Source organism: Halomonas sp. G15, from assembly GCF_021282295.1.
Taxonomy (GTDB): Bacteria; Pseudomonadota; Gammaproteobacteria; order Pseudomonadales; family Halomonadaceae; genus Halomonas; species Halomonas alimentaria.
Genome location: NZ_JAJSPA010000043.1, coordinates 1 through 20060, shown reverse-complemented (window position 1 = coordinate 20060; position 20060 = coordinate 1). Strand labels below are relative to the sequence as shown.

The 20060-nt window shown below is 66.9% G+C and carries 16 protein-coding genes; 15 read left to right on the top strand and 1 reads right to left on the bottom strand.

The annotated features are described in order from the left end of the window. Positions 1-11: 11 nt before the first annotated feature. The 6 genes from LWH48_RS15595 to LWH48_RS15570 all read left to right on the top strand — a co-directional run bounded on the left by LWH48_RS15595 (position 12) and on the right by LWH48_RS15570 (position 9642). A complete protein-coding gene (locus LWH48_RS15595; RefSeq protein WP_269816242.1) occupies positions 12-1697 on the top strand; it encodes an AMP-binding protein in 1686 nt (561 codons plus the stop codon). A gap of 260 nt (positions 1698-1957) precedes the next feature. Continuing rightward, a complete protein-coding gene (gene hrpA, locus LWH48_RS15590) occupies positions 1958-5983 on the top strand; it encodes an ATP-dependent RNA helicase HrpA (RefSeq protein ID WP_442908321.1) in 4026 nt (1341 codons plus the stop codon). Positions 5984-6046: 63 nt separating this feature from the next. Next, positions 6047-7168, top strand: a complete 1122-nt coding sequence (locus LWH48_RS15585) for a beta-ketoacyl-ACP synthase III (protein WP_232913267.1) — start codon at positions 6047-6049, stop codon at positions 7166-7168. 25 nt (positions 7169-7193) lie between these two features. Then, a complete protein-coding gene (locus tag LWH48_RS15580; RefSeq protein WP_232913266.1) occupies positions 7194-7973 on the top strand; it encodes an MlaA family lipoprotein in 780 nt (259 codons plus the stop codon). A gap of 9 nt (positions 7974-7982) precedes the next feature. Beyond that, positions 7983-9143, top strand: a complete 1161-nt coding sequence (locus LWH48_RS15575) for a PP2C family protein-serine/threonine phosphatase (protein WP_232913265.1) — start codon at positions 7983-7985, stop codon at positions 9141-9143. Then, positions 9130-9642, top strand: coding sequence for an STAS domain-containing protein (locus LWH48_RS15570; RefSeq protein ID WP_232913264.1), 513 nt, complete (start codon positions 9130-9132; stop codon positions 9640-9642). The genes LWH48_RS15575 and LWH48_RS15570 overlap by 14 nt, the downstream gene beginning before the upstream one ends. A gap of 73 nt (positions 9643-9715) precedes the next feature. Here LWH48_RS15570 and tal read toward each other — a convergent pair whose 3' ends face one another. After that, positions 9716-10654 carry a transaldolase gene (gene tal, locus LWH48_RS15565; protein WP_232913263.1) on the bottom strand — a complete coding sequence of 313 codons (939 nt, stop codon included), beginning with the start codon at positions 10652-10654 and terminating at the stop codon, positions 9716-9718. 135 nt (positions 10655-10789) lie between these two features. On the opposite strand from tal, the gene LWH48_RS15560 reads away from it, so the two are divergent. The 9 genes from LWH48_RS15560 to LWH48_RS15520 all read left to right on the top strand — a co-directional run. Further along, positions 10790-11974: a Bcr/CflA family multidrug efflux MFS transporter gene (locus tag LWH48_RS15560; protein ID WP_232913262.1), complete on the top strand. Its 1185-nt coding sequence runs from the start codon at positions 10790-10792 to the stop codon at positions 11972-11974. Then, entirely contained in the window at positions 11967-12701 is a 735-nt protein-coding gene (locus LWH48_RS15555; protein ID WP_232913261.1) for a sulfite exporter TauE/SafE family protein, read from the top strand. The genes LWH48_RS15560 and LWH48_RS15555 overlap by 8 nt, the downstream gene beginning before the upstream one ends. 202 nt (positions 12702-12903) lie before the next feature. Next, a complete protein-coding gene (locus LWH48_RS15550; RefSeq protein ID WP_161432687.1) occupies positions 12904-13914 on the top strand; it encodes a substrate-binding domain-containing protein in 1011 nt (336 codons plus the stop codon). A gap of 105 nt (positions 13915-14019) precedes the next feature. Further along, entirely contained in the window at positions 14020-15276 is a 1257-nt protein-coding gene (gene pstC, locus LWH48_RS15545) for a phosphate ABC transporter permease subunit PstC (RefSeq protein WP_232913260.1), read from the top strand. 18 nt (positions 15277-15294) lie between these two features. Further along, positions 15295-16461, top strand: coding sequence for a phosphate ABC transporter permease PstA (gene pstA / locus LWH48_RS15540; protein WP_232913259.1), 1167 nt, complete (start codon positions 15295-15297; stop codon positions 16459-16461). Between the two features lie 33 nt (positions 16462-16494). Beyond that, positions 16495-17331 carry a phosphate ABC transporter ATP-binding protein PstB gene (gene pstB, locus LWH48_RS15535; protein WP_232913274.1) on the top strand — a complete coding sequence of 279 codons (837 nt, stop codon included), beginning with the start codon at positions 16495-16497 and terminating at the stop codon, positions 17329-17331. 151 nt (positions 17332-17482) lie between these two features. Continuing rightward, on the top strand, positions 17483-18529 hold the full coding sequence (locus LWH48_RS15530) for an ArsJ-associated glyceraldehyde-3-phosphate dehydrogenase (protein WP_232913258.1): 1047 nt from the start codon (positions 17483-17485) through the stop codon (positions 18527-18529). Continuing rightward, the gene (gene arsJ / locus LWH48_RS15525) at positions 18522-19748 is read left to right on the top strand and encodes an organoarsenical effux MFS transporter ArsJ (protein ID WP_232913257.1); all 1227 of its coding nucleotides are present in this window, start codon (positions 18522-18524) and stop codon (positions 19746-19748) included. The genes LWH48_RS15530 and arsJ overlap by 8 nt, the downstream gene beginning before the upstream one ends. Positions 19749-19803: 55 nt before the next feature. Next, positions 19804-20060, top strand: a 257-nt coding sequence (locus LWH48_RS15520) for a metalloregulator ArsR/SmtB family transcription factor (RefSeq protein WP_232913256.1), incomplete at its 3' end; no start/stop codon positions are given.

Here is a 20060-nt window from a genome sequence, read left to right as displayed (position 1 = left end):
GGAGACACGTCATGAGTGAACATGCCCACGCCCCCATTCTCGAAGGCCCCGAGCTCGAAGGCATGGAGGCATACCGCTCGGTCACCGATATCTTCCACGCCGCGGTGGGCAAGTATGCCGACAAGCCGGCCTTCAGCTGCATGGGCCAGACGTTGAGCTTCGCCGATCTGGATCGCCTCTCCGGCGACTTCGCGGCCTGGCTGCAGCACGAGACCACCCTGCAGCCGGGCGACCGCATCGCCATCCAGCTGCCCAACGTGCTGCAGTTTCCGGTGGCGGTGTTCGGCGCCATGCGTGCCGGGCTGGTGGTGGTCAACACCAACCCGCTCTACACCGAGCGGGAGATGGCCCACCAGTTCAAGGACGCCGGCGCCAAGGCGATCGTGATCCTCGCCAACATGGCCGACAAGCTCGAGAAGATCATCGAACGCACCGATATCCAGCACGTGGTGGTGACCGAACTGGCCGACCTGCATGACTTTCCCCGGCGGCCGCTGATCAACCTGGTGGTCAAGCACGTCAAGAAGCTGGTGCCGGCCTTCCGGCTTCCCGGACACACGCCGCTGCGACAGGCACTGAAGGAGGGCGCCGCACGCCAGCACCACGACGTGGAGCGCGACCTCGATGATATCGCCGCGCTGCAGTACACCGGCGGTACCACGGGGCTTGCCAAGGGCACCATGCTCACCCATCGCAACCTGGTGGCCAACATGCTCCAGGCCGGCCAGGCCATCGGTCCCGGCCTCGATCACGGCAATGAGGTGGTGATCGCGCCGCTGCCCGTCTACCACATCTACACCTTCACGGTGAACTGTCTGTTCCTGATGGAGACCGGCAACCATTCGCTGCTGATCACTAATCCGCGCGACCTGCCGGGCTTCGTCAAGGAGCTGCGCAAGGTGCCCTTCACCGCTTTCATTGGCCTCAATACCCTGTTCAACGCGCTGTGCAACCGCGAGGACTTCCGCTCGCTGGACTTCTCCAGGCTGCACCTGACCATCTCCGGGGGCATGGCGCTGACCAAGCCGGTGGCCGAGCGCTGGAAGGAGGTCACCGGCTGCGACATCGCCGAGGGCTACGGGCTAACCGAGACCTCACCGGTGGTCAGCTTCAACCCGGTGGATGCCATCCAGCTGGGGACCATCGGCAAGCCGGTGGCCGGTACCCGGGTCAAGGTGGTGGATGCCGACGGCAATGACCTGGCCTTCGGCGAGGCGGGCGAGCTCTGTGTCCAGGGTCCCCAGGTGATGAAGGGCTACTGGAACCGCGATGACGAGACCGCCCAGGTGATCGACGCGGGAGGCTGGTTCCATACCGGCGATATCGCCGTGCTCCAGGAGGACGGCTATATCCGCATCGTCGACCGCAAGAAGGACATGATCCTGGTCTCGGGTTTCAACGTCTATCCCAACGAGATCGAGGACGTGGTGGCCCAGCACCCCGACGTGCTCGAGTCGGCGGCGGTGGGGGTACCCGACGAGGCCAGCGGCGAGGCGATCAAGCTGTTCGTGGTGCCCCGCGGCAGTGCCGAGATCGACCCCGAGGCGCTGCGCGCCTGGTGCAAGAAGGAGCTCACCGGCTACAAGGTCCCGCGCACCGTCGAGGTACGTGACGAGCTGCCCAAGACCAATGTGGGCAAGGTCATGCGCCGCCAACTGCGTGACGAGGAGCGGGAGAAGGCGAGCGGGGCGAAGTAGGCAGCTTGTTGGCTCGGGGCTGATCTGGCGACAAGCCTACGAGGAGGCGCTGTAAATACTTCCCTGTACGCTACCTCGGCCATCCCTGGTCCTCGGACCTCCTCTACGACTTGTCCCCAGCGCCCCTTGGTACGGGTAACTGCGATAGCTCATGTTTCAATGGCCATGATTGGCCGCCGCCATGGCCGCGGCGTTACAATGAAGCGCCCGCGCCGGAGCCCCCGGCGCGGGCGTTATTGTCAGCCCTGACCGGAGTTGCCGTGTCCGACGAGACCCCCGCCGTTACCCCTCGCCACCTGTCCGATGCCGACCGCCTGCGCCAGCTGCGCCGAGGGCTGGATGGCGTGCTGCTGCGCGAACATCTGACCCTGGAGAAGCGTCTCAAGGGGCTGTCGCGTCGCCTGAAGGAGGGCAAGCCGGTGGACCGCGGCCTGGCCGAGGTGGAGAAGGCCATGGCGCGCTCCCGTGGCCTGGTGGAGCGCCGCACGTCGCGGCCGGTGGCGCTGAACTACCCGCCCGAGCTGCCGGTAGTAGAGCGCCGCGAGGATATCCTGGCGGCCCTGCGCGACCACCAGGTAGTGGTGGTGGCCGGCGAGACCGGCTCCGGCAAGACCACCCAGCTGCCCAAGCTCTGCCTGGAGCTGGGCCTGGGGCGGCGCGGGCTGATCGGCCATACCCAGCCGCGGCGGCTGGCGGCCCGCTCGGTGGCCACGCGCCTGGCCGAGGAGCTCGAGACGCCGCTGGGTGAGCAGGTGGGTTACCAGGTGCGTTTCACCGACCAGAGCGGCGATGACACCCTGGTCAAACTGATGACCGACGGCATCCTGCTCGCCGAGACCCGCCACGATCCGGACCTCACCCGCTACGAGGCGATCATCATCGACGAGGCCCACGAGCGCAGCCTCAATATCGACTTCCTGCTCGGCTACCTGCGGCGCCTGCTGTCGCGGCGCCCCGACCTCAAGGTGATCATCACCTCGGCGACCATCGACGTGGAGCGTTTCGCCGCGCACTTCGCGTTGCCGGACAGGAGCGGCAAGACCGCGCCGGCCCCGGTGGTGGAGGTCTCCGGGCGCACCTACCCGGTGGAGGTGCACTACCGCCCGCTGGTGCGTGACGCCGATGACGAGGAGGATCGCACCCTGCAGGAGGGCATCCTGCATGCCGTGGAGGAGATCGAGCGCATCGAGCGTGACAAGGGCTGGCGCCATGGTCCCCGCGACGTGCTGGTGTTCCTGCCCGGTGAACGCGAGATCCGCGAGACCGCCGATACCCTGCGCCGTGCCGAGCTGCGCGGCACCGAGATCCTGCCGCTCTATGCGCGGCTCTCCAACGCCGAGCAGAACCGGGTCTTCGCCCCCCACGCCGGACGGCGCATCGTGCTCTCCACCAATGTGGCCGAGACCTCGCTCACCGTGCCGGGCATCCGCTACGTGATCGACCCCGGGCTGGTGCGCATCAGCCGTTACAGCTACCGCTCCAAGATCCAGCGCCTGCCGGTGGAGCCGATCAGCCAGGCCAGCGCCAACCAGCGCAAGGGGCGCTGCGGGCGAATCGCCGAGGGCGTCTGCATTCGCCTGTATGACGAGGAGGACTTCCTCGCCCGCCCCGACTTCACCGACCCCGAGATCCAGCGCACCAACCTGGCCTCGGTGATCCTCTCCATGCTGTCGCTCAAGCTCGGCAGCATCGAGGAGTTCCCCTTCGTCGACCCGCCGGACTCGCGCTTCGTCACCGACGGCTTCAAGCTGCTGTTCGAGCTGGGCGCGGTGGACCAGGCCCAGCGGCTGACCGCCGTCGGGCGCAAGCTGGCCCACCTGCCCATCGACCCACGCCTGGCGCGCATGGTGCTGGCCGGCGCCGAGCAGGGCGGCCTGCGCGAGGTGTTGATCGTGGTCGCGGGGCTAGCGGTACAGGATCCCCGCGAGCGTCCGGCGGAGAAGCGCCAGGCCGCCGACCAGGCCCATCGCCGCTGGCAGGACCCCGAGTCCGACTTCCTGGCGCTGCTCAACCTCTGGCACGGTTTCGAGGCGGCCCGCGAGGCGCTCTCCGGCAACCAGCTCAGGCGTTGGTGCAAGGAGCGCTACATCAACTACCTGCGCATGCGCGAATGGCACGACACCTTCCGCCAGCTGCGCCAGCTGCTGCGTGACATGCAGATCGAGGTACCGCCGCCGTCCCCTCTCCCCGTGAATGAGGAGGGTGAGCCGACGGAGGCCGCCCGCGAGGCGCGGCGCCAGAGTGGCGTGGCCCTGCATCGCGCGCTGCTCCCGGGGCTGCTCTCGCATCTCGGCCTGCTCACCGAGAATCGCGAATACCTGGGGGCCCGCAACCGCAAGTTCGTCATCCATCCGGGCTCGGGGCTGGCCAAGAAGAACCCCAAGTGGCTGATGGCCTTCGAGATGGTGGAGACCTCGCGACTCTTCGCGCGCAGCGTGGCCAGGATCGACCCGCGCTGGATCGAGCCGGTGGCTGGCCATCTGGTCAAGCGCAGCTATGCCGAGCCCCACTGGGAGATGAAACGTGCCCAGGTGGTGGCCAGCGAACAGGTGACCCTGTTCGGCCTGCCCATCGTCAGTGGCCGGCGCGTGAACTACGGGGCGATCGCCCCTGGCGAGGCCCGCGAGCTGTTCATCCGCCGAGCCCTGGTGGAGGGCGAGTTCCGGACCCGCGGCGAATTCTTCGCCCACAACCGGGCGCTGATCGAGGAGGTCGAGGACCTCGAGGATCGCGCCCGCAAGCGTGACATCCTGGTCGACGAGGAGACCCTCTTCGCCTTCTACGACGAGCGACTGCCCGAGGGGATCCATAACGGCAAGGGCTTCGAGGCGTGGCGCAAGCAGGCCGAGGCCGAGAACCCCGATATCCTCAAGTTCGACCGTGCCGCCCTGCTGGCCCGGGAGGCCAGCGAGGTGACCCAGGCGGATTACCCCGACGCCATGACACTCAACGGGGTACGCTATCCGCTCGCCTACCACTTCGAGCCCGGCGCGGCGGACGATGGCGTGACCCTCACCGTGCCGGCGGCGATGCTGCCCCAGCTGCCCCTGGCCCGCCTGGAGTGGCTGGTGCCGGGCCTGCTGCGTGAGAAGTGCATCGCCCTGATGAAGTCCCTGCCCAAGGCGATTCGCCGCCAGGTGGTGCCGATCCCCGACTGGGTCGACGCTGCTCTGGAGACCATGGTCCCCGATGACGTGCCGCTGACCGAGGCGCTGGGAGAGTTCCTGCGACGCAGGACCGGGGTGCGCGTGCATCCCGATGACTGGCGCCTGGACCAGCTCGAGCCCCACCTGGTGATGAACCTGCGCGTGGTCGACCACGCCGGGCAGACGCTGGGACAGGGCCGCGATGCCCGGGAGCTGGAGCGGCGCTTCGAGGCCGCCGCGGGGGAGGGGGCCCGGGCCCTGGCTCGCGAGGCGAGTGTTGCCGATGATCTGGAGACCCTGCCCGCGGAGGGGCTGCCGGAGTCGCGAGTGACCACCCAGGCGGGCATCCGGGTCGAGGCCTTCCCGGCCCTGGTACCCAGCGGCGAGGCCTTCCGGGTGGAGCTCTTCGACCACCCCGACAAGGCCCGCGAGGCGCACCGCGATGGCGTGGTGGCCCTGGCCATGCGCGAACTCCCCCAGGTCGTGCGCGAGATCGAGCGCCTCGCGGGGGTGGAGACCTGTGCGCTGCTGTTCGCCAAGGTGGGCAGCCGGCGCCAGCTGGCCGATGACCTGGTGCGCGCGGTGTTCGCCCAGGTGGTGGCGGTAGATCCGCTGCCGCGCTCCAGCGAGGAGCTTGTGGCCCGCCTGGCCCAGGGCCGAGAGGCGCTGGTTCCCGAGGCACGTCGCCTGCTGGGCATCCTCGAGGAGGCCCTCAAGGGGCACCTGGCCGTGACCAAGGCGCTGAAAGGCAATCTCAATCTGGCCCTGGCGCTGGTCTACTCTGACCTCAAGGCACAGATGGCACGCCTGGTGCATCCCGGCTTTATCCGTGAGGCGGGGGAGTGGCTGGAGGCGTATCCTCGCTATATGGAGGCGGCATCGATTCGCCTGGAGAAGGCGCCGCGGGAGCGCAATCGCGATCAGATGCTGATGCAGGAGGTCCAGTCGTTCGAGGCCCGTCTCGAGGCTCGCCTGGCAAGCGAACGACGGGGCGGGGTGGTACCGCCCGAATTGGCCGAGTTTCGCTGGTGGATCGAGGAGCTGCGCGTCTCGCTCTTCGCCCAGCAACTGGGCACGACATTTCCGGTCTCCGCCAAGCGTCTCGAGAAGCGCTGGGCGGAGATCACCGGGCGCGGCTGAGCGCCCGGGAGCAACGGTCATCGCGACGACCAGGGTGGCAGCGGCCGCCGCAAGGAGAACTGCATGAATCAAGTGGTGATCACCGGCACGGGACTCTTCACGCCGGAGCACAGCATCGACAACGACGCCCTGGTGGCCTCGTTCAACGCCTGGGTGGACGCCGAGAATGCGCGCCATGCCGAGGCGATCGCGGCCGGGGAGCGCGAGCCCCTGGTGCACTCCAGCAGCGAGTTTATCGTCAAGGCGTCGGGCATTCACAGCCGCCATGTGCTGGATGCCGAGGGCATCCTCGACCCCGAGCGCATGCGCCCCCGGCTGCGCGAACGCAGCAACGACGAGCCCTCGATCCAGTGCGAGATGGGCGCCAGGGCCGCCGGCGAGGCGCTCGAGCGTGCCGGCGTGGCGGCCGCCGATATCGACCTGGTGATCGTCGGCTGCTCCAACCTGGAGCGCCCCTATCCGGCGCTGGCGGTGGAGCTGCAGGCCGAGCTGGGGGCCGGTGGCTACGCCTTCGACATGAACGTGGCCTGCTCCTCGGCGACCTTCGCCATCGAGACGGCGGCCAACGCCATCCGCGCCGGCAACGCTACCCGCACGCTGGTGATCAACCCCGAGATCTGCTCGGCACATCTCAACTTCCGTGACCGCGACAGCCACTTCATCTTCGGCGACGCCTGCACCGCCATCGTGCTGGAGCGCGATGACCTGGCCAGCGCCGAGTCACGCTTCGAGATTCTTGGCACCCGCCTGGTGACGCGCTTCTCCAATGCTATCCGCAACAACTCAGGCTTCCTCAATCGGGTCACCGATGCCGATCCGCTGGCCGTGGACAAGCTGTTCGTGCAGGAGGGCAGGCGGGTCTTCAAGGAGGTGTGCCCCATGGTGGCGTCGCTGATCGGCGATCACCTGCAGAGTCTGGGCCTCTCCGGCGATGACCTGACACGCCTGTGGCTGCACCAGGCCAACCGCCACATGAACGACCTGATCGCGCGTCGCGTGCTGGGGCGTGACCCCGACGAGCGCGAGGCGCCGGTCATCCTCGACCGCTATGCCAACACCAGTTCGGCGGGCTCGATCATCGCCTTCCACCTGCATCGCGATGACCTGGCTGCCGGCGACCGTGGGGTGATCTGCTCCTTCGGTGCCGGCTACAGTGCCGGCAGCGTGGTGGTGCGGCGCGCCTGACATGGACAATGCAAGGGAGATGACGATGAGTGATGGCAAGGCACAGGGAAAACGGCTGCTGGGCGGGGTCGTGGCACTGGCCGCGACGGCCATGCTGGCGGGCTGCGCGAGCGGTGGCGGGGTCGACCGGGAGCCCAACCCCCAGGACCCCTGGGAGGGCTTCAACCGCAAGGTTTTCGCCTTCAACGATGTGCTCGACCGCTACGCCCTGAAGCCGGTGGCGCGGGGCTACCGCTTCATCACGCCGGATCCGGTGGAGACCGGGGTGGGCAACTTCTTCTCCAACCTGGGCGAGCCGCGTACCGTCCTCAACAGCCTACTGCAGGGCAAGGTGCGCAACGCCAGCATCGCCACCTCGCGTTTCATCATCAACACCACGGTGGGGGTGGCGGGGCTCTGGGACGTGGCCAGCCGCATGGAGATTACCGGCCAGGAGGAGGACTTCGGCCAGACCCTGGGTGCCTGGGGCTGGGAGGAGTCACGCTACCTGGTGCTGCCGTTGCTGGGGCCGAGCACCCTGCGCGATACCGGCGGCCTGCCCGCAGACATGTACAGCTACCCGACGACCTACATCGACGATGACGAGACACGCCTGGGCCTGACGGCACTGCGTGTGATCGACACTCGGGCGGGGCTGCTCGACCAGGAGGCGCTGATCCAGGGCGATCGCTACAGTTTCATCCGCGACGCCTGGCTGCAGCAGCGCCGCTTCGAAGTCAGCGACGGCGAGCTGGGTGACGACCCCTTCGCCAGTGACGAGTTCGACTTCGACGATGCCGACTTCGACGACGCTTTTGCCGACTGAGGCCTGACCATGGACCGTCCCAAGCAGCTGATCGGCGTGATCGACGAGCCTGGCCCGGCGCGTGATGCGCTGGCCGAGACCATCGCCCGGGACGGTCTGGCGGTGGTGGCGGTGAGCCGTGCCGAGGAGCTGCCGACAGGCGTCGACCTGGTGGTGGCTCACGTGCGGGCGGTACCCGCCCGCGACTGGCCAGGGCTCTGCGAGCGCCTGCCGACCCTGGTGGTGAGCGATACCCGCGACGCCCCCGACCTGCTCTCGGCGGTGGATGCGGGGCTGGTGGACTATATCGTCGAGCCCTGCCGGCACGGCCAGCTGCTGCGCCGCATGATCCGCAAGGTGATCCGCCTGCGTGCCCTGGAGGAGGCGCGCCGCGGGGACCAGACGCGCCTGGAGGAGCTCAACGAGACCCTGGAGACCCACCTGGCGATGCTGCGCCTCGACCAGCAGGCCGGCGGTCAGATCCAGCGCAAGATGCTGCCCCCGCGGCCCCAGACCCTGGGCGGGGTGACCTGCGATTACTGGTTCGCGCCCTACCTCTATCTGTCGGGGGACTTCCTCGACTTCCATCTGCTCGACGAGCGCTTCCTGCTGTTCTATTTCGCCGATGTCTCGGGCCACGGGGCCTCCTCGGCCTTCGTCACCGTGCTGCTCAAGTACCTGGCGAATCGCTGGCAGAACGAGTGGGACGGTGAGCACCCCGAGGCGCTGCCGGCACGCTGGCTGGCGGATCTCAATCGCGAGCTGCTGGATACCGGCATCGGCAAGCATGCCACCCTGTTCGTGGGTATCATTGACCTCGAGCGTCGCTATCTGCACTATTCGCTGGGCGCGCAGCTGCCCATGCCCCTGCTGGTGGTGGATGGCAAGGTAACCACCCTGGCCGGCGAAGGCATGCCGGTGGGGCTGTTTCCGGGCGCCGAGTACCCCACGCTGGGCTGCTCGCTACCCGGGAATTTCCACCTGTGGCTGTGTTCGGATGGAGTATTGGAATGCCTGCCGGGCGATACGCTCGACTCGCGGCTCAGGGAACTCGAGCAGCAGGTCCAGGCCAGCGCGACGCTGGCGGACCTGAGGGCCAATCTGGCCCTTGACCTCACGCCGGGCGAGGAAGCCTTGCCCGATGACCTGACGATCATGATGTTGAGCGGATTTGGCCATGCTGATTCCTGAAGGACGTATCAAGGCGGCATTCGATGCCGGCGTCTTCGTCCTCAAGCTGTGCGGCGACGTGCGGCTCACCCTCTGTGCCACCCTGGACCGTCAGGCCCAGCAGCTGGCGCAGACGCCCGGTCTCGAGACGCTGATCATCGACCTGCGTGACGCCAGCAACGTGGACTCCACCGCCCTGGGCTTCCTGGCCAAGGTGGCCATGGCCGTGCAAGGGGGGCTGGCCGAGCGGCCCACCATCGTCGCCGACAATCCCGATGTGCAGCGCATGCTGGACGTGATGGGCTTCGCGCGCTACTTCACCATGGTGGAGTCACCCATCACCGAGACCTGCGAGCTCTGCGACCTGCCGGAGATTCCCACCGACGTCGACGAAACGCGTCGGCGCATCCTCGAGGCCCATCGCATCCTGATGCGCATGAACGAGCACAACCGCGAGGAGTTCCAGCCCCTCGTCGAGATGCTCGAGGCCCAGGAGGAGGGCTCCTCCCACCAGCAGTGACGGCCAGTGGGGCCGGGCATCATGCCCCTCGGTACCAGCAGGCGGCGCGACAATTTCCCCGGGCCCCTTTGCCCTAGCCTCTTCTCAGCTCACCCAGCAGGCTCTCCAGCTTGCGCTGGTCGGCCATGAACTTGCGAATCCCCTCGGCCAGCTTCTCGGTGGCCATGGCATCCTCGTTGAACGCCCAGCGGAACTCCGCCTCGTCCAGCGGCTCCGGGGGGCGGGTCTCGGCGTCCTGGGGCGTCAGCCGGCGCTCGAGAGGGCCGTGGGTCTCGGCGAGTTCCTCGAGCAGGGCGGGGGAGATGGTCAGGCGGTCGCAGCCTGCCAGGGCCTTGATCTCGCCGCTGTTGCGGAAGCTGGCGCCCATCACGATGGTCTGGTAGCCGTGGCCCTTGTAGTGTTCGTAGATGCGCTTCACCGAGCGCACGCCGGGGTCGTTGTCGCCGCTGAAGTCGGCCTCCGGCTGCTGCGCCTTGTGCCAGTCGAGGATGCGTCCCACGAAGGGGGAGATCAGGGTGACGCCGGCATCGGCACAGGCCTGGGCCTGGGCGAAGCTGAACAGCAGGGTGAGGTTGGTGTGGATGCCCTCGCGCTCCAGCTGCCGGGCGGCGCGGATGCCCTCCCAGGTGGCGGCGACCTTGATCAGGATGCGTTCACGACCCACGCCGTGGCGGGCGTAGCGCTCGATCAGCGAGTGGGCCCGGGCCAGGGTGGCGTCGGTATCGAAGGAGAGGCGTGCGCTCACCTCGGTGGAAACATAGCCCGGCACCAGGCCGCTGATCTCGCTGCCGATCTCCACCGCCACGGCGTCCAGGGCGTCGTCGAGGTCGGTGGCTGAGCGGGCGATCTCGGCCAGCCGGCTGCGGCGTGCCTCCTGCTGGGCCGCCTGCAGGATCAGCGAGGGGTTGGTGGTGGCATCGGTGGGCTGGAAGCGGCGAATCGCCTCGATATCGCCGGTGTCGGCGACCACCGTGGTCATTGCCTTGAGTTGTGTCAGCAGGTCGTCGGCCATGATGGGCTCCTCCATGAATCGGCTTCCCACTCTAGCAAGCCGGCCGGGGAGCGAACAGCTCCCGGCAGGCCTGCGTATAATCGGTTATCATTTGCAGCCTATCAAAGTCTTTCATCTGCTCTGCGAGGAGTCGCCTTGACGCTCTCTGCCCGCCGCCTGGCGCTGCTGGTCGCGGCCAATACCGCGCTTGCTCCCTTCGCCATCGATGCCTATCTGCCGGCCATGGCCGCCCTGGCGGATGATGTGGGCGCCAGTATCCATCACACCGAGTTGTCGCTCTCCACCTTCCTGGCTGGCTTCGCCCTGGGGCAGCTGGTGTTCGGCCCGATTTCCGACCGGGTCGGGCGCAAGCCGGTGCTGCTCGGCGGGCTGGTGGTCTTCCTGCTGGCCAGCCTGGCGATCACCACGGTGGGCTCGCTGGGCGAGCTGCTGGCCTGGCGCTTCGTGCAGGCGCTGGGGGGTGGTGCCACGGTGGTCAATTCGGCGGCCATCGTGCGTGACTGCTTCAAGGGCAGCGAGGCCGCCAAGGTGATGTCGACCATGGCCATCATCATGCTGATGGCCCCGCTGGTGGCGCCGGTGGTGGGCAGCGGGCTGCTCTATCTCGCCGACTGGTGGCTGATCTTCGTGTTCCTGGCTGCCTACGCCGGCTTTCTGATGTGGCTGCTGGGCACCAAGCTGCCGGAGACGCGGCCCCCCGGCGGCTCCGCGGCGACGCTGGTCACGGTACTGGCCAACTACCTCAGTGTGCTGCGAGATCGGAACGCCATGGGCTTCATCGCCGCCGCCTCGATGTCGTTTGCCGGGCTGTTCGCCTTCGTCACCGCCTCCCCGTTTCTCTACCTGGAGCACTTCGGCCTGACGCCATCTCTCTATCCGCTGGTGTTCGGCGTCAATGTGGTGGTCATGGTGGCCGCCAACCGTCTCAATATCCGCCTGCTGCGCTGGCGCACCCCCCTGCAGAACCTGCGCCTGGGGCTGGGGATCCAGCTGACTGCCGGCCTCGGGCTGACCTTCATGGTGGCCACTGGACTGGAGTCGCTTGTCACCATGGTGCCGCTGATCATGCTGTTTGCCGGCACCATCGGGCTGGTGGCGCCCAACGCCATTACCTCGCTGCTCGACCGCTTCCCGCACATGAGTGCCACCGCGGCGGCCCTGCAGGGCAGTATCCAGTTCTCCTGCGGGGCCCTGGCCGGGGTCCTGGTGGGTGCCTTCGAGATCGACAGTGCCTGGCCCATGGTGGGTACCATGCTTGGGGCCACCCTGCTGGCCAACCTGGGGATACGCCTGCTGGCGGGCCGCGACGACCATGCCTGAGACTCTGCTGGCCTGGGCCGACATGAGCCTTGCGGTGTGGCTGGGTTGCGCTGCGGTGCTGGCGCTGGGTGCCTTCGTGCAGCGTGCCACCGGCTTCGGCCTGGCGGTGGTGGGAGCACCGCTGCTGCTGATGCTGGAGCCGCGGCTGGTGCCGGTGGTCCTGGTGCTGTTCGGCTTCACGGTGGCGCTTACCACGCTGCGCCACTACTGGCGCGAGGTGCGCCTGGCCGAGGTCGGCATGGCCCTGATCGGGCGGGTTCCCGGCAACGCCCTGGGGCTGTGGCTGCTCCTCGCCGCCCCTATGGCGGTGCTGGAAAAGCTGATCGCCGGCAGCGTGCTGTTCGCGGTAGCGGTGACCCTGTTCCGCTTCCGCCTGCCGGTCAATCGCCTCACCCTGCTCGGGGCGGGCATCCTTTCGGGAATCCTGGGTACCGTGGCCGCGCTGAGTGGTCCGCCCATGGTATTGCTGCTGCACGGCTTCTCCCCAGACCGCCTGCGCGGCACCCTCTCGGCCTTCTTCGTGGTCACGGCGCTGATGACACTGGTCACCCTGGCGCCGTCGGGACTGATTCATGCCTGGCATTTCGGCATGGCGCTGAGCTTCGCCCCGGGCGTGCTGGCCGGTAGTTGGCTGGCTGGCCGTGTCGCCCATCGCCTCGACCGGAGTCTGCTGCAGGGGGCGTCGCTGTCGCTCTGCACCCTCGCGGCGCTGGGGCTGCTGCTGTAACTCGACCTGCCTGTTGCCGCGGATTTTCTCGCCATCGTGGCCTACGATGTCATGGAGCTGTCATCAGCCTGCGGCAAGGTGTGCCCTGCAGCGGGGTCGACCTCCCCAGCGATCAAGATGGCAATGTCATAAAGCTGTCATCTGGCTGGGGCAAGGTGTCACCCGTAAAGGTTGCACACTGTCCTCATCAGGAGATCGCTCCATGAATCGCATCCTCAAGACCACTGCCATTGCCGCCGCCGTCATGGGTGTGGCCACCGTGGCCCACGCCCGTGACCAGATCCGCATCGTCGGCTCCAGCACCGTCTACCCGTTCGCCAGCTATGTGACCGAGGAGTTCGGTGCGGTGACCGGCAACCCGACACCGGTCATCGAGTCCACCGGTTCCGGTGGTGGTCTTCGCCTGTTCTGCAACGGCGTGGGCGAGGGTACCCCGGACATCACCAATGCCTCGCGTCGCATCAAGGTCTCCGAGCTGGAGCGCTGCATCGAGAACGGCGTGACCGATGTTACCGAGGTCAAGATCGGTTCCGACGGCATCGTCTTTGCCCAGTCCAGCGAGAACGAGGCGGTCGACCTGACCCTCGAGCAGCTGTTCCTGGCCGTGGCTGCCAAGGTGCCGGTGGATGGCGAGCTGGTCGACAACCCCTACCAGAAGTGGAGCGACATCGACGCCTCCCTCCCGGACCGCGAGATCTCCATCTACGGCCCGCCCAGCACCTCCGGCACCCGTGATGCCTTCGAGGAGTTGGCCATGGAGGTCCCCTCCGAGGAGATGGAAGCGTACGGCGGTGAGGCCTATACCGAGATTCGCTCCGATGGTGCCTACATCGATGCCGGCGAGAACGACAACCTGATCGTCCAGCGCCTCAGCGAAGACACCGATGCCTTCGGCATCTTCGGCTACTCTTTCCTGGTCGAGAACCCCAATACCCTGATCGCCGCGGCCATTGATGGCGTCGAGGCCGAGTCCGAGGCGATCAGCGCCGGCGACTATCCGATCGCGCGCTCGCTGTGGTTCTACGTCAAGAACCAGCACGCCGACGAGGTGGCGCCGCTGTATGACTACGTCGACATGTTTGTCTCCGAGACCATGATCGGCGAGGGCGGTTACCTGGGTGACCTGGGTCTGATTCCGCTGCCGGAAGCCGAGCGCGAGCAGACCCGCGAGAAGGTGGCCGAGCGTGCCAAGCTGCAGGTCTCCGACCTGTAAGGAAGACCTCGGGCAGGGATGCCTGAACCGGCCGGCAGCCCTCGGCTGCCGGCCGTCTCACGTTGCGACAGGCACGCTGTCACCGTCATTCATCGAGAGAGACCTATGCAGACCAACCAACTCCTCGCCATGTTCAGCGGCGTCCTGCTGCTGCTGGGTCTGATAGCCTTCTTCCTGGGTCGTGCCAAGGCTGCGCGAGTGCGCGCCAGTGGCACGGCCATGTATGCCCAGCCCGACCAGTACGCCTGGTTCGCCGTACTGGCCACCGCCGGCCCGGCGATCACCGTGGGCGCCATCGGGGCCTTCCTGATGCTGCTGCTGGGCGCCGAGATCCCGACCCTCTATCTGCTGGCTGGCAGCCTGGTGATCGCCGCGATCGGCCTGCTGGTCGGGGTCAGCCAGGTGAAGCCAGACTTTCACGCCCGCCAGGCCATCGAGCGGGTGATTCGCTGGGTGCTGGTCGGCGCGGCAATGATCTCGATCTTCACCACCTTCGGTATCCTCTTCTCGATCATCTTCGAGGCGCTGCGCTTCTTCAAGATGCACAGCTTCTGGGACTTCATCACCGGCACGGTGTGGAACCCGGGCGCCAGCTTCCTGGCCGCCGCAGGGCGCGCCGAGGAGGGCGCCACCGGCGCCCAGTTCGGTTCCGTGCCGCTGTTCGCCGGCACCTTCATGATCACCGCCATCGCCATGCTGGTGGCGATCCCCGTGGGCCTGCTCTCGGCCATCTACATGGCGGAGTTCGCCCCATCAAGGGTGCGCACCCTGGCCAAGCCGACCCTCGAGGTGCTGGCCGGCATTCCCACCGTGGTCTATGGCTTCTTCGCCGCCATCACCGTGGCGCCGCTGATCGTTGACCTGGCCGGCTTCCTGGGCATCGATGCCGCCTACAACAACGCCGTGGCACCGGGGGTGGTGATGGGCATCATGATCATTCCCTTCATCTCCTCGCTCTCCGACGATGTGATCAATTCGGTACCCGACAGCATGCGTCAGGGTTCGCTGGCGCTGGGCATGACCAAGGGCGAGACCATCCGCGACGTGGTCATTCCGGCAGCGCTGCCGGGAATCATCTCTGCCTCGCTGCTGGCGGTGTCGCGGGCGCTGGGCGAGACCATGATCGTGGTGATGGCCGCGGGCATGCGGCCCAACCTCACCGCCAACCCCTTCGAGGACATGACCACGGTGACGGTGCGCATCGTGGCGGCGCTGACCGGGGACCTGGAGTTCGAGAGCGCCGAGACACTCTCCGCCTTCGCCCTGGGCCTGGTGCTCTTCGCCGTCACCCTGAGCCTGAACCTGGTCTCGGTGCTGATGATCCGTCGCTTCCGCGAGAAGTACCGCGTCAACAACCTGTAACACCGAGGAATCGCCGAGATGAGTCAAACCTTCGACGACATCAGCGCCCAGCTGAAGCGCCGCCATCGTCGCTCCGCGCGGCTGAAGTGGATCTCCATGGGGGCATTGGGCCTGGCCGGTCTGTTCCTGGTGCTGTTCTTCGCCGACATGCTGGTCAAGGGCCTGCCGGCCTTCCAGCAGGCGCAGATCCAGGTGGAGATCGACTACAACGAGGACGCCCAGCGGATGGGGCGCGCCGCCCTGGATCCGGACGAGTCGCGCTTGGTGAGCCGTACCTTCGAACGCCTGATACCGGTGGCGTTGCGCGAGAACCCCAAGTTGCTGGGCACCACCGAGACCCGCTGGGTACTCGCCGATAGTGAGGTCGACCAGTACCTGAAAGGGCATCGGCACAAGCTGAACGATGACCAGCAGGCCAACGTCGATGCCCTGGTCGAACAGGGTCGTGCGGCGCTCAAGTTCAATACCAACTTCTTCACCACCGGCGACTCCAAGATGCCGGAAGCCTCGGGGATTCTCTCGGCCGTGATGGGCACGGTGATGACCATGCTGGTGACCCTGGCTATCTCCTTCCCCATCGGGGTGATGACTGCGGTCTATCTGGAGGAGTTTGCCCCTGACAATCGCTTGACCCAGCTGATCGAGATCAATATCAACAACCTGGCGGCGATTCCTTCGATCCTGTTCGGCCTGCTGGGGCTGGCGATCTTCATCAATTTCTTCGGGGTGCCCCGCTCCACGCCGCTGGTCGGTGGCATGACCCTGGCGCTGATGACCCTGCCGGTGATCATCATCGCCACCCGTACCGCACTGCGTAGCGTACCGGACTCCATCCGCCACGCCGCCTTCGGGGTGGGCTGCTCGCGCTGGCAGGTGGTGCGCGACCACGTGCTGCCGCTGGCCATGCCCGGCATCATGACCGGCTCCATTATCGGTCTGGCCCAGGCCATGGGGGAGACCGCGCCGCTGATCATCGTCGGTATGGTGGCCTTCATACCGGATGTGGGAGCGTCTTTCACCGAGGCGGCCACCGTGCTGCCGGCACAGATCTTTACCTGGGCGGGCGAGCCGGAGAAGGCCTTCGTCGAGAAGACCGCCGGGGGCATCCTGGTGCTGCTGACCATCCTGATCTTCCTGAACGCGACCGCCGTCATCCTGCGCAAGAAATTCGAGCGTCGCTGGTAGACCCGGCACGCCCAAGAGGAATCCGCTATGAATATGCAAGCCGCTCCCCGTCAGACTCTCGGTGCCGCGCCCGAGGTGGGCCAGCCCCATACCCGCAACGAGTCGGCGTGCCACGACCTGAGCATCCGCGTGCGCGACCTCAACCTCTGGTACGGCGAGAGCCAGGCCCTCAAGGGGCTGAATATCGACCTGTTCCAGAAGAATGTCACCGCGCTGATCGGCCCATCAGGCTGTGGCAAGTCGACCTTCCTGCGTTGCCTCAACCGCATGAATGACCTGATCCCCAGCGTGCGTATCGAGGGGCTGGTGGAGATGGATGGTCGTGACGTGAACCAGGTGAAGATGGACGAGGTGGCCCTGCGCCGCCGGGTGGGCATGGTGTTCCAGAAGCCCAACCCCTTCCCCAAGTCGATCTACGAGAACATCGCCTATGCCCCGCGCATGCACGATCTGGTGAGCCGCAAGCCCGAGCAGGACGAGCTGGTGGAGAAGGCGCTGCGTGACGCTGGCCTGTGGGAGGAGGTCAAGGACAAGCTGCACCAGCCCGGTACCTCGCTCTCCGGCGGCCAGCAGCAGCGCCTGTGCATCGCCCGAGCCATCGCCGTGCAGCCCGACGTGATCCTGATGGACGAGCCGACCTCGGCTCTGGACCCGATCTCCACGGCCACCATCGAGGACCTGATGGACCGTCTCAAGGAGCAGTTCACCATCATCACGGTGACCCACAACATGCAGCAGGCGGCGCGGGTGGCGGACTACACCGCCTTCTTCCACCTGGGTGAGATCATCGAGTACAACGACACCAAGACGATGTTTGCCAACCCGGCCACCAAGAAGGCCGAGGACTACATCACCGGGCGTTACGGTTGACGCCAAGGCGATAACCAGGCGATTACGACGGGGAGGCTTCGGCCTCCCCGTCGTCGTTCGAGCCGCCGTGAAGTGGCCGGCTGTCACCGGATTGACATCGCGTCCGTTTATATATGGAATTCCAGATATCACCATTTAATGGGAGATGATCATGACCCTATCCATCGGCATCAACGGCTTCGGGCGCATTGGCCGCCTGGTGCTGCGCAGCCTCTGGCCCCGCGTCGCGGCCGGCGAGGTGGAGCTTGTGCGCATCAATGACCCGGGCGGCGATGCCGCCACCTTCGCCCACCTCCTTGAGTTCGACTCCGTCCACGGCCAATGGTCGCCGGGGCAGGGCATCCAGGCCGAGGATGACGCCATCCTGATCGACGGCCGTCGTATCGCCTTCAGTGCCAACAAGACGCTGGAAGAGAGCGACTGGTCGGGCTGCCGGGTCGCCATCGAGTGCTCCGGCAAGATGAAGACGAAAGCCAAGCTTCAGGCCTACCTCGACCAGGGCGTCGAGCGGGTGGTGGTCAGCGCGCCGGTCAAGGAGGAGGGCGTGCTCAACGTGGTGGTGGGTGTCAACGATGACGCCTACGACGCCGACGTCCATCGCATCGTCACCGCGGCGAGTTGCACCACCAACTGCCTGGCGCCGGTGGTCAAGGTGATCCACGAGACGTACGGCATCCGCCATGGCTCCATGACCACGGTGCACGACATCACCAATACCCAGGCGATCCTCGACGCTCCCCACAAGGATCTCAGGCGCGCGCGGGCCTGCGGCATGAGCCTGATCCCCACCACCACCGGCTCCGCCAAGGCAATCACCGCCATCTTCCCGGAGCTCACCGGCAAGCTGAATGGCCACGCCATCCGTGTGCCGCTGGCCAACGCCTCGCTGACCGACATGGTCTTCGAACTCGAGCGCGAGGTGACGGTGGAGGAGGTCAATGGGGCCCTGAAGCAGGCAGCTGAAGGCGAGCTTGCCGGCATCCTGGGCTACGAGGAACGTCCACTGGTCTCCATCGACTACCGCACCGACCCGCGCAGCTCGATCATCGATGCACTATCGACCATGGTCATCAACGGCACCCAGCTCAAGCTCTACGCCTGGTACGACAACGAGTGGGGCTACGCCAACCGCACCGCCGAGCTGGCCCTGAAGGTGGGGAACGAGCAGGTGGGGATCGAGCGGGTGGGACGTGGCTGAATCGCTCGCCTCACGCGTCAAGGCACTGCCCTACGAGGTGCGCCAGTACCTGTTGATCACCGGCAACTACTGGGCCTTCACCCTCACCGACGGCGCCCTGCGCATGCTGGTGGTGTTGCACTTCCATCAGCTGGGCTACTCGCCGCTGGAAGTGGCGCTGCTGTTCCTCTTCTACGAGGCCTTCGGGGTCGTCACTAACCTGATCGGCGGCTGGCTGGGCGCACGCCTGGGGCTCAACCGCACCATGAACGTCGGGCTAGGGTTGCAGATCGTGGCCCTGGCCATGCTGATGGTGCCGGCGGCGGCGCTCAGCGTTCCCTGGGTGATGGCGGCCCAGGCGCTCTCGGGCATCGCCAAGGACCTCAACAAGATGAGCGCCAAGAGCGCGGTCAAGGTGCTGGTCCCGAAGGACAGCCCCAGCGCCGGCAGCGCCCTCTACCGCTGGGTGGCGATCCTCACCGGCTCCAAGAACGCCCTCAAGGGTGCCGGCTTCTTCCTCGGCGGGCTGCTGTTGACGCTGGTCGGCTTCCAGGGGGCGGTGGGCCTGATGGCGCTGATGCTCGCCGCGGTGCTCGCCCTGTCGCTGGTCCGGCTCAAGGCCGACCTAGGTCGCCAGAAGCGCAAGCCGAAGTTCTCCGAGGTGTTCTCCAAGTCTCGGGCCATCAACGTGCTGTCGGCGGCGCGGCTGTGCCTGTTCGCCTCCCGGGATGTGTGGTTCGTGGTGGCCCTGCCGGTGTTCCTCTATGACCAGCATGGCTGGAGCCACTGGACGGTAGGCGGCCTGCTGGCCGTGTGGGTGATCGGCTACGGCGGGGTGCAGACCCAGGCGCCGCGCCTTACCGGCCTGGTCAAGGGCGGGGCGCGCGGCATTACCGTGTTCTGGGCCCTGATGCTTGCCGGCCTGCCGGCGTTGCTGGCCTTGTTGCCCCTGGCCGAGGTGGGCTGGCTGGTGGCGGGCCTGCTGGCCTTCGGCGTGCTGTTCGCGATCAACTCCAGCTGGCACAGCTACCTGATCGTCCACTACGCCCGCGCCGATGGCGTCTCCATGGACGTGGGCTTCTACTACATGGCCAATGCCATGGGGCGCCTCGCCGGCACGCTGCTCTCCGGCTGGGTCTACCAGGTGTACGGGCTTGCCGCCTGCCTGTGGATCTCGGCGGCCCTGGTGGCGGCAAGCGCCTTGATGGCTCTGGCCCTGCCGCGAGAAGCCCGGGCCTGAACTTGGCCCGGGTCGTGGCGTAGAATGGTTAAGAGCCTCGATCAAGGAATCCCCGATGACGCTGGACCCGCTGCGCCTGTTCAAGTGCCTGAGTGACGAGACCCGCCTGCTGCTGACCCTGCTCATCCTGCGTGAGGGGGAACTGTGCGTCTGCGAGATGACCCACGCCCTTGAGGCCTCCCAGCCCAAGGTCTCGCGCCATCTCGCCCAGCTGCGCAACTGCGGGCTGCTCAACGACCGGCGCGAGGGGCAGTGGGTCTACTATGGCCTGGCGCCGTCGCTGCCCGCCTGGGCGACGGCGGCCCTGGAGGC

Excerpts from the sequence above, each read along its gene's own strand:
- LWH48_RS15585 (WP_232913267.1), top strand. The coding sequence starts at position 6,047 with ATGAATCAAGTGGTGATCACCGGCACGGGACTCTTCACGCCGGAGCAC.
- LWH48_RS15575 (WP_232913265.1), top strand. The coding sequence starts at position 7,983 with ATGGACCGTCCCAAGCAGCTGATCGGCGTGATCGACGAGCCTGGCCCG.
- pstB (WP_232913274.1), top strand. The coding sequence starts at position 16,495 with ATGCAAGCCGCTCCCCGTCAGACTCTCGGTGCCGCGCCCGAGGTGGGC.
- LWH48_RS15580 (WP_232913266.1), top strand. The coding sequence starts at position 7,194 with ATGAGTGATGGCAAGGCACAGGGAAAACGGCTGCTGGGCGGGGTCGTG.
- tal (WP_232913263.1), bottom strand. The coding sequence starts at position 10,654 with ATGGCCGACGACCTGCTGACACAACTCAAGGCAATGACCACGGTGGTC.
- LWH48_RS15595 (WP_269816242.1), top strand. The coding sequence starts at position 12 with ATGAGTGAACATGCCCACGCCCCCATTCTCGAAGGCCCCGAGCTCGAA.
- LWH48_RS15530 (WP_232913258.1), top strand. The coding sequence starts at position 17,483 with ATGACCCTATCCATCGGCATCAACGGCTTCGGGCGCATTGGCCGCCTG.
- pstC (WP_232913260.1), top strand. The coding sequence starts at position 14,020 with ATGCAGACCAACCAACTCCTCGCCATGTTCAGCGGCGTCCTGCTGCTG.
- LWH48_RS15555 (WP_232913261.1), top strand. The coding sequence starts at position 11,967 with ATGCCTGAGACTCTGCTGGCCTGGGCCGACATGAGCCTTGCGGTGTGG.
- LWH48_RS15550 (WP_161432687.1), top strand. The coding sequence starts at position 12,904 with ATGAATCGCATCCTCAAGACCACTGCCATTGCCGCCGCCGTCATGGGT.
- LWH48_RS15570 (WP_232913264.1), top strand. The coding sequence starts at position 9,130 with ATGCTGATTCCTGAAGGACGTATCAAGGCGGCATTCGATGCCGGCGTC.
- pstA (WP_232913259.1), top strand. The coding sequence starts at position 15,295 with ATGAGTCAAACCTTCGACGACATCAGCGCCCAGCTGAAGCGCCGCCAT.